This is a genomic window from Microcoleus sp. M2_D5 (assembly GCF_036701935.1).
Lineage (GTDB): Bacteria > Cyanobacteriota > Cyanobacteriia > Cyanobacteriales > Microcoleaceae > Microcoleus.
The window spans coordinates 4,562-18,472 of sequence record NZ_JAUBRP010000102.1 but is presented as its reverse complement, the minus strand read 5'-3'; the positions used below and the strand labels follow the sequence as shown (position 1 = coordinate 18,472).

The 13,911-nt window shown below is 45.1% G+C and carries 9 protein-coding genes; 6 read left to right on the top strand and 3 right to left on the bottom strand.

From position 1 onward, the window contains the following. Window positions 1–179 precede the first annotated feature (179 nt). Window positions 180–2,369: a tetratricopeptide repeat protein gene (locus QUA50_RS27045; protein WP_445243196.1), complete on the bottom strand. Its 2,190-nt coding sequence runs from the start codon at window positions 2,367–2,369 to the stop codon at window positions 180–182. Between the two features lie 153 nt (window positions 2,370–2,522). Next, window positions 2,523–4,721, bottom strand: a complete 2,199-nt coding sequence (locus tag QUA50_RS27040) for a tetratricopeptide repeat protein (protein ID WP_333268303.1) — start codon at window positions 4,719–4,721, stop codon at window positions 2,523–2,525. Window positions 4,722–5,223: 502 nt separating this feature from the next. Here QUA50_RS27040 and QUA50_RS27035 point away from each other — a divergent pair. Then, complete coding sequence (locus tag QUA50_RS27035) at window positions 5,224–5,433, top strand: hypothetical protein (RefSeq protein WP_333057296.1); 210 nt, start codon at window positions 5,224–5,226, stop codon at window positions 5,431–5,433. A gap of 50 nt (window positions 5,434–5,483) precedes the next feature. After that, window positions 5,484–6,869 (top strand): tRNA uridine-5-carboxymethylaminomethyl(34) synthesis GTPase MnmE, encoded by a 1,386-nt coding sequence (gene mnmE, locus QUA50_RS27030; protein WP_333268301.1) that lies wholly within the window; start codon window positions 5,484–5,486, stop codon window positions 6,867–6,869. 319 nt (window positions 6,870–7,188) lie between these two features. On the opposite strand, the gene QUA50_RS27025 is transcribed toward mnmE, so the two are convergent. After that, window positions 7,189–8,727 (bottom strand): SagB/ThcOx family dehydrogenase, encoded by a 1,539-nt coding sequence (locus QUA50_RS27025; RefSeq protein WP_333268299.1) that lies wholly within the window; start codon window positions 8,725–8,727, stop codon window positions 7,189–7,191. 223 nt (window positions 8,728–8,950) lie between these two features. Between QUA50_RS27025 and QUA50_RS27020 the strand changes: the two genes are divergently transcribed. The 4 genes from QUA50_RS27020 (at window position 8,951) to QUA50_RS27005 (ending at window position 13,793) form a co-directional block, all read left to right on the top strand. Then, complete coding sequence (locus QUA50_RS27020) at window positions 8,951–9,472, top strand: pentapeptide repeat-containing protein (RefSeq protein ID WP_333268297.1); 522 nt, start codon at window positions 8,951–8,953, stop codon at window positions 9,470–9,472. Window positions 9,473–9,666: 194 nt separating this feature from the next. Further along, window positions 9,667–9,999 carry a hypothetical protein gene (locus tag QUA50_RS27015; RefSeq protein ID WP_333211487.1) on the top strand — a complete coding sequence of 111 codons (333 nt, stop codon included), beginning with the start codon at window positions 9,667–9,669 and terminating at the stop codon, window positions 9,997–9,999. A 33-nt stretch (window positions 10,000–10,032) separates the two neighbouring features. Beyond that, window positions 10,033–12,108: a dynamin family protein gene (locus QUA50_RS27010; RefSeq protein WP_333268294.1), complete on the top strand. Its 2,076-nt coding sequence runs from the start codon at window positions 10,033–10,035 to the stop codon at window positions 12,106–12,108. Between the two features lie 14 nt (window positions 12,109–12,122). Next, complete coding sequence (locus QUA50_RS27005; RefSeq protein WP_333268292.1) at window positions 12,123–13,793, top strand: dynamin family protein; 1,671 nt, start codon at window positions 12,123–12,125, stop codon at window positions 13,791–13,793. Window positions 13,794–13,911: the final 118 nt, after the last annotated feature.

The window sequence follows — 13,911 nt, the reverse complement described above, 5'->3', positions numbered from 1 at the left end:
GTATTTTAAAATCCCAAAAGCCTTTCGACCCCAATTATGCGATCGCTACCCCTTGACAGCTCAAGACAGTATCTACAAAAATCGCGGTCGCTCGACCGGACATGATATGAGATTATAAAAATCTGCCACATAAGAAATATAACACCGAGAAATAATGACTAATGACTAATGACTACTGATTACTTGAGCTTTTCAATCTCAAATTGTGCATCTTTGTAACCGCCAGTAAGTCCTTGATCGAGAAACATTTTGCCGGCTTTTTCTAAATCGCTAATCGCTCCGGCTTTGTCTCCCAAGGAGCTACGAACCATGCCTCTACCGTAGTAAGCAGCCGCATAATTCGGACTGATCCGAATAGCTTGCACGTAATCTGCGATCGCACTATTGTAATTCTTTAACTCTTGATAAATCTTAGCCCGATTGGCGTAAGCTTCCGCATTGTTGGGATTGAACCCGATTGCTGCTGTAAAATCTGCGATCGCCCCCTGCGCGTCACCCCCAGCGCTGCGAGCTAAACCGCGATTGTTAAAAGCATTAAAATCATTCGGATTCACTGTCAGCGCTTGAGTGCAATCGGCAATTGCTTTCGGATAATCCTTCAAATTTAAATAAGCAATGCAGCGATTGTTGTAAGGAACCCCATCCTCCTCGCTCAGCGAAATTGCCTGAGTGCAATCGTCAATTGCCGCTTGATGCGCTCCCAAATTCAACTGCGTGCTGCAACGATTAGCGTAAGCATCTCCACTCTTGGGATCGATCGCAATTACCTGAGAATAATCCGCCAACGCTCCCTGATAATCTCCTAGGTGAAAGCGAGCTCTCCCCCGACTGTAGAAAGCATCAACATTCTTAGCATCAAGTTTAATTGCTTCAGTATAATCTCCAATTGCCCCCTGCAAATCTGCGCTCCCAGCACGAGCCAACCCCCGCGAATGATAAGCTTTAACCTGGTTCGGCTGCAACCGAATTACTTCGTTAAAATCCTGAATAGCCATCTTGTAATCTTGCAGTTCTAAATAAGCAACTCCTCTTTCATAATATGTATCAGCATCCTTGGGCTGGAGATTCAAAGCTTGAGTGTAATCCTCAATCGCCCCGCGCGTGTCGTTAAAATCGTGACGGGCTAGGCCGCGGTTAAAATAAGCCTGAACATATTTAGGATTGAGAGCGATCGCCTGAGAATAATCTGCAATTGCTTCTTGATACTTTTCTAAATCATAATTAGCATTACCCCGCCCATAAAAACTCTCAGCATTTTGAGGATTCAATTGAATTGACTTATTAAAAGCCTGCAAAGCTGCATCCGCATCTTTCTTGCTAGACTTTTCCACTCCCTTTTCGTAATATTCCTTAGCTTTAATCGGATTCGGGCGGCGCCAGTAACTAAACAGAAAAAGCAGAACTATCGCCACCCCGAACCCCGCCAAAATCAGCAACCAAAATCGACTTCTCAAACGTGACGAAAAACTATCAGAAGAAACTAAGCTGGGAGCCATACTTTTCTTGTGAGCGGGATTCATCGGCTCTTGGCGGTGTCTCAACTTGCTGAGAGCTACCAAAACTTCTTCCGCCGATTGATAGCGCTTGGCAAATTGATGACACACCATTTTGTCAATTATATTGGCTAATCCCACAGAACATTGAGCTCGGTTTCGCCAAACAATTTCCCCCGTATGAGAAGGACTCGGATCTTGCAATTTGGGCAAATCCGTACCGGGTAAACCCGTGATAGCTTGGACTGCCATCATCCCGACTGCATAGAGGTCACTGCTAAATTGCGGGTTGCCTTGAAATTGTTCGATCGGCATATAAGCCGGAGTACCAGTAGCAATGGTGCGCGGAAATTCGGTATCGTAGTCACTGACGTGACTTGCAACTTCTTTAACCGAACCGAAGTCAATTAAAACTAATTTGCCGTCTGGTTTGCGGCGGATTAAGTTGGAGGGATTAACATCGCGGTGAATCACTCCCTGAGAGTGTACGAAGGCGAGAACTTGTAACACTTCTTGCAACAGATCCAGCACTCGTTCTTCTCGCCAAGGTTGACCTGCCACAATTTCCCTATTTAGGGCGTGTCCGGGGACAAACTCTTCGACGAGGTAGAATTGATTCGCTTCTTCAAAATAAGCTAGTAAAAATGGAATTTGATCGTGTTTTCCCAGCTTTTCTAATATTTCTGCTTCTTGTTTAAATAAGCGATAAGCTGTTTTGAGAACTGTGGAAGTGTTGCTGGGAGGGCGCAGTTGTTTGACTACACATTGAGGATGGCCCGGTCGGCGAGTATCGACAGCTAAATAAGTTTGTCCAAAAGCTCCTGAACTGAGAATTTGCACTACGCGATAACGCCTGTCTAAAAGTTGACCAACCATGTTCATATCTATAATTTAGAATTGGTAACGGGGAATTTGTAATTGGTAATTGGTAATTGGTAATTGGTAATTTTGCTTTCTTCTTTCTTCCTTTTTTCTTCTCCCTTCTGCCTTTTTTCTGCTTTTTTTTACATCTGAATGGTGACTAATAGTTTATTTAGGGTCGTTGATTTGTGCTTGTGCGTTTTGGAAACCATCGGCTCTTCCTTGTTCTAGAAACAAGGTTGCAGCTTTCTGAAAATCTTCGATCGCCCCAGCACGGTCTTTGAGTTGGCGGCGGACGAGGCCTCGGCTGTAAAAAGCGCTAGCATTGTTGGGGTTGAGCCGCAGCGAGTGAGCGAAATCCTCAACTGCTAAAGGGTAATTTTTTAGTTCTGAGTAAATAGTACCGCGATTGCTGTAAGCTACTGCATCGCTGGGATTGAGTCGAATTGCTTGAGTAAAATCTTCTAAAGCTCCCTGCTTGTCTCCCGAAGCCGATCGAGCTAATCCTCGATTGCTGTATGCTTTGGGATTGTTGCCGTTGAGTCCGATCGTCAAACTGCAATCTTCGCTGGCCTTTTGATATTGTTTTAAATTCAGATAAGCAATGCAGCGGTTGTTGTAAGCTGCTTCATCTTTTGGATCGAGGCGAATTCCTTCGGTGCAATCTGCAATCGCTTTGTCGTAGGTGGCTAAATTCAAGTAAGCGCTGCACCGATTGGTATAAGCATCGGCGAGATCGGGTTGTAATTCGATCGCCTTAGTATAATCTTCCATCGCTCCTTGATAATCTGCCAGATTAAATCTGGCTCGACCGCGACTGTAGTAAACGCCAGCTTGGTTGGGGCTAATTTGAATCGCTTGAGTAAAATCTGCCATTGCTCCTGTTTTGTCGCCCGCAGCCGATCGAGCTAAACCCCGATTGCTGTAAGCTGTAGCATCGTTGGGACTGAGCCGAATTGCTTGAGTGTAGTCTTCTATTGCTGTGCGGTAGTCGCCCAACTCGTAGTAGGCTAAACCCCGCTGAGAGTAAGCCTCACCGTCGCTGGGATTGAGTCGCACTACTTGCGTGAAATCTTCCACGGCCCCCCGTTTGTCCCCGGTGTCGAGGCGGGCCATACCTCGATTGTAGAGAGCTTTGGTGTGGCTGGGATTGACTTTAATTGCTTGCGTGTAATCCTGTATTGCTTCCTCGGTTGCGCCCGTGTCGTAGCGAGCGTTCGCCCGCTTGTAGTAAGTTTCCGCATCGCTGGCATTCAGGGCGATCGCTTGAGTATAATCGGCGATCGCGCCTGTTGTGTCACCTTGCTGCGCCTTGTTAACGCCGCGGGCCAACCATTCTTTTGCCCTCGCCGGACTTTGACTCTGCCAAAAGTAAATTATGACTGCACTCAAAATTAAAGCTGCCGCTGTTGCAGCCAACAGCAGCAGTTTGGTTTGGCTTTGTCTTCGCGGTTGACTCATAGCGTCCGTGATGATTGTGGCTGGCGGCGGCTCAACCTCCAATTTTACGGCGATTTGTTTGAGGTCTGCTAAAACTTCGGCGGCCTCCTGATAACGTTCATCGCAGTCGGGGCGCACCATTCGATCGATAATATCTGCTAGGGCGGCCGAACAAGTTGCCCGGTTTCGCCAGGGAATTTCGCCTTTGTTGTTTTTTAAGGCACTCAGTTCGTTGGGCGAGAGTCCCGTCACGGCAAGCTGGGCGATCGTACCTAGAGCGTAAATGTCGCTATTGTAACGGGGGTTGCCGCTCAATTGTTCGATCGGCACGTATAACTCCTGAGCCGCCAAATCCTGTTTTTTTGCCACAGGCCGTTTAACAGAGTTCGGGGAAGTTTGCGACAACAAATGACAGTTAGCAAGTTCCGGGTTAATTTCTTTGTCTAAGCTAAAGTCTACCAATACAAATTTGCCGTCTGACTCGCGCCGGATAGCTCTGTCTGGTTGAATTCTGCGGTGAATAAAACCCTTCTCGTGTATGAACACCAAAATTTCTAATATTTCTGATAGCAGATTAATTACTTGGTCTTCCTCCCAAGGTTGACCGGGTATTAGTTCTTGACTTAAAGGTAATCCGGCTATAAATTCTTCAATTAAGTATAAACTTTGATTTTCCTCAAAATACGCCAATAATTCGGGAATTTTGTCGTGTTTTCCCAATTTTTCAATTATTTCGGCGTTTCTTTGAAATAAAACTTTGACTAATTCTGGAGTTTGCGAACTTGTGCCGGGAAGTCGCATTTCTCTAACCGTGCATTGCGGATACCCAGGACGGTGAGTATCTGCTGCTAGATAAGTTTTTCCCACCTCACTTGAGTCTGTGACTTTAATGATGCGGTAACGTCTGTCTAGAAGTTGACCAATCATACTTTGCCCTCTACCCTGTCAATCGATTTTAGATTTTAGATTTTAGATTTTAGATTGAAGCATTGACCCCACAGATAAATTCGGGGGGCAAGTTTCATCGGATACAGGTTTTTTCTTTCTCCACGGATGAATCCGGGGGCTTGTATCCTGGATGCTTGATTGTCAATTTTCCATTATTGCATGAAATCAGAATAGCCAAAATATTTGGCTGAGTAATTTAAGTTCGATCGATCCGTGACTCCTACCCAAAAACCGATAGTTGCTTTCCGACAGGAGTCGTTAGCCTCCCAAAATTTTAGACCCCTGTTCAAGCTACCCGATTCATTTGTGGAGTCAATCTAAAATCTAAAATCGACTGACTGGACAAACGGGCGATCGGATTGGCTAGCCAAGTCCATCGCTGTTGCCACGCTCTTCTAATATTTTAGAAAAAAAATGCTGAAATTGTTTATCCTGTCAATGAGATATGTATAATTTAACAACAAAGCCGGAGGTCAGTCAAATGAACGTACAAGTGGTTGAATCCCTAATTCAAGTTATCTGGTCTCTCGCAGCCGACGAGCAATTAGCGATTCTAGGGAAAAGATTACCAAATATCTCCTACGCTTCGACCCGGAAACTGGTGCATTTTGCCCTAAAGGGCGACTATTTTAATTTTTTGAATGACGAACTAGAGATTTATACTCTCAAATACCGAGAAGCAATTGCCTGATACTCAAAAACAGGAGATTGAGAGAACTTTTAAATGTGTGAACAATAAAAATGTCTGAATCACTAACAAAAGGAGGAACGATCGCAGCGATCGCCACTGCCATAGTTCCCCAACAAGGCAGCGTCGGCATTGTGCGAGTTTCCGGTTCCGCAGCCTTAAAAATTGCCGAAACTCTGTTTCGCGCCCCAGGACGGCAAATTTGGGAGTCTCACCGCATTCTTTACGGCCATATCCGCCGCCCCAAAACTCAAGAATTAGTCGATGAAGCTTTGCTGCTAATCATGAAAGCACCGCGTTCTTTTACTCGCGAAGATGTGGTGGAATTTCACTGTCACGGCGGTATTATGGCGGTGCAGCAAGTCTTGCAGTTGTGTTTGGAACATGGGGCGAGATTGGCGCAGCCGGGAGAGTTTTCGCTGCGGGCTTTTTTGAACGGGAGGCTGGATTTAACTCAAGCGGAAAGTATCTCCGATTTGGTGGGAGCAAAATCCCCCGCTGCTGCACAAAGTGCTTTGGCCGGTTTGCAGGGAAAATTAGCGCAGCCAATTCGCAAATTGAGAACAACTTGTTTGGATCTGCTGGCAGAAATTGAGGCGAGAATTGATTTTGAGGAAGATTTGCCGCCTTTAGATGAAGCTAAAATATCTTTGGAAATAAATCATGTTTTGGAGGAATTGTCAACAATTTTGGCAACCGCAGATCGTGGAGAATTGTTGAGAACCGGTTTGAAAGTAGCAATTGTTGGGCGGCCGAATGTGGGAAAATCGAGTTTGTTGAATGCGTGGAGTAAGAGCGATCGGGCGATCGTCACGGATTTGCCCGGTACGACGCGGGATGTGGTAGAATCGCAGCTAGTTGTGGGTGGCATTCCGGTGCAGGTGCTCGATACTGCGGGCATTCGAGAAACCGAAGACAAGGTAGAAAAAATTGGCGTTGAGCGATCGCGCGCCGCAGCAAAACAAGCCGATTTAGTGTTGTTGACAATTGACGCGGAATCTGGCTGGACGGAGGAAGATTCGGAAATTTACGAACAAGTAAAGCACCGCCAGCTAATTATAATTATCAACAAAATCGACTTAGTAAAAACCCTCCCCGAACTACCTTTTTCCTCAGAAATTCACCGTATAGTTACCACAGCCGCCGCCATCGATCGAGGCATAGTAGACTTAGAAACAGCAATCTTAGATGCCGTCAGCGGGGGAGATTTGCAAGCAGCAAACTCAGACTTAGCAATCAACCAGCGGCAAGCAGCGGCGTTAACCAAAGCTAAAATTTCTCTGGAACAATGCACGGATACTATCAGCAACAAATTGCCTTTAGATTTCTGGACAATAGATTTGCGCGGCGCAATTCAAGCATTGGGAGAAGTTACGGGCGAAGAAGTGACAGAATCAGTGCTCGACAGAATATTTAGTAGGTTTTGTATTGGCAAGTAGCAATGGTAAAAGAGTAAATTAAATAGGTAAGCTGTCTCGCATTTAAGTTGTATTTTTAGAGCGGGCGGGACGCCCAACCCCTACTCCCCACAAGAATTTCACTCTTTGTGGAACACCGAATTTCACTCTTTGTGGAACAGGCAAGATGCCTGTTCTTGAGAATAGTGTAAGATGTTAAGGAATGAGAATTAAATAACTTGCATTTTTTGTAGGAAGTTATTTAATCCACGATCCTAATTTCCTCAAACTTGACTGTAAAATTTAGATGCGCCTGGGCTGAGTGAAGCAATACTACTGACAAATAACAACTAACTAATTCTTACGATCGAGGTCTTCCCAGACTTGTAATATAAAGCACAGCCTCACCCGCAGGAATACCGAGAACGTCATTGACGCGATCGTCAAAAAAGCCCGCGATACCGCTGACACCCAAACGCAGTTGCATAGCTGCTAAATTCAACCGCTGGCCCAAATGACCCGCGTCCATGTGCAAATAGCGGTAAACTCGATCGCCATATTTTGCTACAGCCCTGTTCAAATCCGCCGTGTGAAACAACAGCGCCCCCGCATCTCTACCCAAGTCTTGCCCCAAGCACAAAAAATGCAGTTCCCTGCGGAAATTTTTAAACCGAATTTGCCGCAATTCTTGAGCTTTCGGAGCGTAATAGTAACAGCCTTCTTCTAACCCATGCACTCCCGAAACAGCAATAAAAGTCTCGATCAAACTTAGATCGAAATAGTCGGGAGAACCGTCTAATCCTTGGTCGATATAGTGCTGCGGTTGGTAAGTAAAATCCAGCATAGCTAGCAGTTCGCCCAAGCTCAAAGAAGCACCTGTATAAGCACGGGTAGAACGCCTTTTGAGCATAGTGTTTTCTAAACTTTCCAGGTTCACTCCCCAAGGAATCGAAGGAGTTACCGTCGAAACTTTAGTACAAAAGGGAAAGTTGTATTTATCCTCTAGTACCCCTTCACTTTCATCAAGTTTCCAGCCGTCAGATCCGGTAGGGTCTGATTCTAAATGCGTGGCTTTATGGAGGTATTTTAACAGTTGACCTTCGGAAATTTTTGGGTAATCAGTGGTGGTGTTTCCGGGCAAAGCAGTTTTAAATTTAGGCAAATTTTGGTCAATATCTAGCAAGTCGGCTAAAGCAACTACACAAATCGCTCCTTCTTGCTCCGAGTCGATGTACAGTAATTCATTGACAGCTTTGTCGGCGAATCCTCCAATCAGGTGAGGTCGGTAATCGTTGACGGCGCAAGCTAACTCGATATTGCTCAATAAGTGGCCGGTGTCTAGAAAAATTCGCCGATAAGCTCGGTCTTCGTAACGCCAAGAAGAACGGAAAAAAACAGTGGTAATGGCGATCGCCAATTGGGTATTTTCTAGCGCTGGCGACTGGAAACAAGCGGCTTGCAATCCGGGCCAAACTTGACTGTCCCAAAAATGAACAAGTGAATGAGTTCTGCACTGATAATTGTAAAGTCCGGCCGGCAACTGCGGAGTGCCGCGGGAGATTAAATAAACCTCTGCTGGGTAGAGTCCACCCGCCGACGGTGCGGATCGCAAATACAGGTAGCTGTCGTCTACCGTCTGCACTTTCGCCGTCAACCCGTAGCTGCACAGCAACAAGCTAGATAACCGATGCCACCAAGCGGCATCGGGATCGGCATCAACATCCTCCGAGGGGTCTTTTAGATAAGGCTTGAGGTCAAAATACGCTCCAATTTTATATTCTTTGAAGGGCACAGGTTGCTCTGTCCAATCTAGCTGTTTACTTTTAGCAGCAATGGTTTCAGGGTCGTATTTAGTCCGTTCGTGGTAGTGCTGAGCAATGGAGAGAGGAAGTTCTGGCATATTTCAGTAGAGGATTGGCTTTGGTTTCTCGATCTTGACATTGCTAACCGTTTACGGGTTGAGCAAGGCACAAATTTACAAATATAAAAAAAATCTTAGAAAAAATGCGACTGTTGTTACACAAGCTTAACATAATAAGAGACATAAGTATAAATACGCAGAATAATAACCATTAATTACTGTTATGGATTAGCTGCAGTAGCTGTCGTCATGAGGGGTGAAAATGCAAAAGCTAAGCGCTGAGGAATTGCTCGCTCAGTATGCTGAGGGCCAGCGAAACTTTAACGCCGTTGACTTAAGTGAAGATAACTTGTTTCAAGCAGATTTGACAGAAATAAATCTTTCTGGTAGCGTTCTGAGGCGAGCTTATTTGCCCTACGGAAATTTGACTCAAGCCAATCTTTATAAAACTGATTTGCAAGATGCTGAATTGGGCGATATTCAACTTTATCAAGCTAACTTGTCGGAAGCAACTTTATCAAGAGCAAACTTATCAAGAGCAAATTTGCGTCACGCCAATTTGCAAGGTGCTAATTTGCAGAAAGCCAATTTGCAAGGTGCGGATTTGTACAATGCAGATTTGACGAATGCCGATTTGAGATATGCGGATTTGAGCCGTGCTAATTTGGAGAAAGCCAAGTTAAGCAAAGCTCAATTAGCGGGCTGCAACTTATTTCGATCGCGCTTGGTTGATTTGTCGGAAGCGGAGTGCGATCGCACGACTATCGGGCCCGAAGGCTATTGATGATTTGCAGCGGTGCGGGCGATCGGCTTAATTAGTCGTGAAGCGTAGCTATCCCGTAGGGAATCGCCCTTTTTAAAATTTCTTAACATTTCTCGACAGGCGGGAAAAGGTGAGTTACAGTCGTAGAGAACTTATCGCTCCGCAACATTGACAATAAATAACACATTTTTTCAGCGAAAAACAGGCTAAAATTTATGAATTCTCCAGACAACAAATCCAGAGAACTCCGGCGCAAAGAACAAGAACTGCGGAAGCGCGAACAAGAAATTAGGCTCCGCGAACTAGAAGCCGAAATCGACCGCTCCGTGCCAGAACATCTAACGAGCAAGTACCAAGAACCAGACAGCCAAGTTAACGGCAAACTCAAACAGTGGCGCCGAAAAATTATAGCAGCCGCTCAATTTACAGGCATTGTCATTGCTGTTATCGTTGCAGTTCGCATAGCATCTTGGCTGGCAGCCGCCCTGATAGTGGGAGGCATTGCTTTCATCGCTTACAAAATGTTTATTGAAGAAGACAGAAGTTGAAATTTTCAAGCAGGAAACTATTAGGAAAACCCTATGAACCTTAAAGTAGAAACTAGCAACTTTCTCAACGATTTAGAGCGAGTAGCAGCCGTCCGCCGAGAAATTGCCGATCGCCTCAGCAACATCGCCACAGCCATCAACCAATCAGAATTAGCAGGAGGAGAAGCATCGGGAAAACTCGGTTTAGAAACAGACAACGCCGACATTGATGTCGCTAGTAAAAACTTGCGCCAAGGAGTCTTTCGCCTGCTAGTGCTAGGCGACATGAAACGCGGAAAAAGCACTTTTCTCAATGCGTTAATCGGCGAAAACTTACTGCCCAGCGATGTAAATCCCTGTACAGCTTTGCTGACGATTTTGCGCTACGGTTCAGAAAAAAAAGTAACAGTTTATTTCAATGACGGCAAAAGCCCAAAACAGCTAGACTTTAAAAGTTTTAAACAGAACTACACAATTGACCCCGCTGAGGCCAAACGCCTAGAAGCAGAAAAGAAACCAGCATTTCCCGATATCGATTGCGCCGTAGTAGAATATCCCTTACCTTTGCTAGAAAAAGGCATAGAAATAGTAGACAGTCCCGGACTGAACGATACAGAATCCCGGAATGAATTATCTCTCGGTTACATCAACAACTGCCACGCTATTTTGTTCGTACTCAGGGCCACTCAGCCTTGCACAATGGGTGAAAGACGCTATCTAGAAAATTACATCAAAAATCGCGGTTTGAGCATTTTCTTTCTGATTAATGCTTGGGATCAGGTGCGGGAAAGTTTGATTGACCCGGACGATCCTGAAGAATTAGCAGAAGCAGAAGGGAAATTGCGGCGGGTTTTTCAAGCTAATTTGGCTGAATATTGTTTAACAGAAGGACACGATATTTACGACGAGCGAGTGTTTGCAATTAGCTCAATTAAGGCGCTCAGATTGCGGATTAAAAACCCGGATGCGGATTTGACAGGGACTGGTTTTCCAGAGTTTATGGCGGCACTGAATACGTTTTTGACCCAGGAAAGGGCGATTTCGGAATTGCGTCCGGCGAGGACTTTGGCGCGTCAAATTTCTGCTCGCGTCCGCGAAGCTGTTGGACGCAGATTACCATTACTCGATCGCGATGTCAACGAATTGAAAGAAAAAATCAATTCCGTTGAGCCGGAGTTTAAAAAGCTGACTCAGATTCGCGAGGAATTTCAACAAGAAATTATTGAAGTTAGAGATAGTAAATCGCGGGCAATCGCAGATTCTTTCCGCACCTACGTTCTCAACTTAGAAAATACCTTTGAAACAGACTTTTTGCGGTATCAACCAGAGCTGAGATTTCTGGATTTCTTCAGCCAAGGCAAGCGAGAAGCCTTTGAAGCATCTCTCAAACGAGCATTCGAGCAGTACATCAATGACAAACTAGCAGCTTGGACTCTAACTGCTGAACAAGAAATGAATTCAGCATTTTCGCAACTCTCGAAAAGTGCCGCAAATTACGGAGCATCTTACACGAAAGTGACTGAAAAAATTACCGAAAAACTAACGGGACAAAAAATACCAGCAGCAGTCAGCAACTCCAACGAAGATAACTCGCCCAGTTGGGCAAAATGGGCGATGGGATTGTTCTCCTTAACGACTGGAAATCTGGCAGGTGTAGCAATGGCAGGAGCGGGTTTTGATTGGAAAAATATCCTGCTCAACTTAATTACTGTGTTGAGCGTTAGTACGATTCTTGCTAGTTTGACGGGGATTGTTTTGGGGCCGCTGTACTTGGCGTTGTTGGGGATGGGTGTTGGGGTTTTGCAAGCAGACGGAGCTCACAAACAGTTGGTGAAAGCCGCGAAAAAAGAGCTGGTGAAATATCTGCCCCAGGTGGCTCAAGAGCAGTGGCAGCCGATTCACGATGCTGTGAAAGAGTGTTTTGATGTTTACGGACGAGAAGTGGGCGATCGCATGAATGATGATATTAATTCTCGAAAATCTGAGTTAGATAATTTGCTGAACCAAAAGGAATCTCGCGAGATTAATTGTCAGGCTGAATCGCAGCGGTTGAAAAAATTGGAGGCTGATGTTTCTGCCGAGTCGCAGAGTATCGAATCGCTATATCAAGCTTTCCTAGCATCCGCTTGAAATAAAACAACAATATGCAACAACCCGAAATTTATCAATACCTCACCGACAATCTTAAATCAGCACTCGGTATTCTCGAACTAGACAAAAACTCCCAACTGTATCGAGATACCACCTCAATCTGCGACTATCTCGCCAAACCAACTTTTCAAATTGCTGTCTTTGGCCCGTTTAATTACGGCAAGTCAACTTTGCTGAATGCTTTGCTTGGAAATCGTGCTTTGCCGATCGACCTCGTGCCCACTACAGGTGCTGCCATTTATGTCAACTACGGCGAGGAATTGCACGCAAAAATTACCCTGAAAGACGGCACGGAAATTAGCGAACCGGGGACTGATGTTTTGAAACGCTACGCCATCCTTGACGACGCCAGACAAATGCGGGATGATGTGGCCGCCGTGAATGTTTACTGTCCCCATCCATTCCTGCAAACGGGTGTAGAATTGCTGGATTTGCCGGGAACCAACGATCGCGAAGAACAGGATAATTTGGTTCGGGATAAATTGCTAACGGCTGATTTGGTTGTGCAGGTTTTAGATGCTCGCAAATTGATGACTTTAGGCGAACGGGAGAACTTGAGAGATTGGTTGAGCGATCGCAACATCAACACTGTAGTGTTTGTTGCCAATTTTCTCAATTTACTCGAACCAGACGACCAAAAACAAGTTTACAATCGCTTGTTGTTTGTTGCCGAAAGTTTTCGCTCGAACTTGCCGAACAATATCAGCAATATCTACCGCGTCGATGCTTTGCCGGCTTTGAGGGCGAGGCTGAAAGGAGATGTGGCGGCCGCCCAAACTACAGGAATTGCCAGCTTTGAATCGGCTTTGCAAAGTATTGTGGCAGCTCAACAGGAACAACTAGCAGTTAAGTTGCCCAGAATTGAAGCTATAGCTACTAAAATTTGCCAATCTCTCCGAGCCAAAGCTGAAACTGTCGCGGCAGAAATAGCCGCTGCTCAAAAGAAGCATAAAGACAAAATTGAAATTAAACAAAAAGCTGAAAAACTGATATCAAAAGGCTTTCAAGCCAGCGTTTCCGACTTCGAGATTTGGCTTTACCAGCCCACACTTTTACAGCGGTATCAATCGGAAATGGCGCTGTCGCTTCAGGAAGGGAATTTTGATGCGTGGAAGCTAAAATTTCAGCGAGAGGTCTTACATCAGCAGCAAACCATCGCAGAATGGGTAAATAAAGCTTGCGAATTCTTTGAGAAAGAACAGCCGATCGCACTTTTGATTTCCTTTCCTCCATCCCCGCAAGTCAGCTTACCGGAACCGCCGTCGCCTCCTGCTCAAAAGTCGATCGACAGCGAAGTGACTCCAGTGGCGATCGCCACAGGCTTAGGTTGGCTGTTGGGCGGGCCTGTGGGAGCTGCTGTAGTCGGCGGTGCTAGCTATATTTTGAATAAAAGAACTGGGTATGAAAAGCCGCCTGAATCGTCAGAAGCTTATTTAAATCAAGTAAAAGAAATTTGCAGCGAGGCTGCTAAAAACTATCTCGCTCGCTTCAGTACCGATACTTTTTCCATGCTGCAACACTACAAGGAAATCGCCGGAAAAGTTATCTGTTTTCAAGAGAGCAAAGACTCATTAAATATTAATGTTCAACTGTATCAGTTACAGTTAATAAATAATTTAATCGAGAACTTAGAAGCAGAATTGGAGAGAATAAAAGTCATATAGTTTTATATTTTAGATTACTTTAATTGCACTTTCAAATCATCAAGAACAGGCAAGATGCCTGTTCCACAAAAATTCAGTTTGATTGTGGGAAGAACAGGCAAGATGCCTGTTCCACAAA

Coding starts and splice junctions, on each gene's coding strand:
- QUA50_RS27045 (WP_445243196.1), bottom strand. CDS start 2,369: ATGGTTGGTCAACTTTTAGACAGGCGTTATCGCGTAGTGCAAATTCTC.
- QUA50_RS27040 (WP_333268303.1), bottom strand. CDS start 4,721: ATGATTGGTCAACTTCTAGACAGACGTTACCGCATCATTAAAGTCACA.
- QUA50_RS27035 (WP_333057296.1), top strand. CDS start 5,224: ATGAACGTACAAGTGGTTGAATCCCTAATTCAAGTTATCTGGTCTCTC.
- mnmE (WP_333268301.1), top strand. CDS start 5,484: ATGTCTGAATCACTAACAAAAGGAGGAACGATCGCAGCGATCGCCACT.
- QUA50_RS27025 (WP_333268299.1), bottom strand. CDS start 8,727: ATGCCAGAACTTCCTCTCTCCATTGCTCAGCACTACCACGAACGGACT.
- QUA50_RS27020 (WP_333268297.1), top strand. CDS start 8,951: ATGCAAAAGCTAAGCGCTGAGGAATTGCTCGCTCAGTATGCTGAGGGC.
- QUA50_RS27015 (WP_333211487.1), top strand. CDS start 9,667: ATGAATTCTCCAGACAACAAATCCAGAGAACTCCGGCGCAAAGAACAA.
- QUA50_RS27010 (WP_333268294.1), top strand. CDS start 10,033: ATGAACCTTAAAGTAGAAACTAGCAACTTTCTCAACGATTTAGAGCGA.
- QUA50_RS27005 (WP_333268292.1), top strand. CDS start 12,123: ATGCAACAACCCGAAATTTATCAATACCTCACCGACAATCTTAAATCA.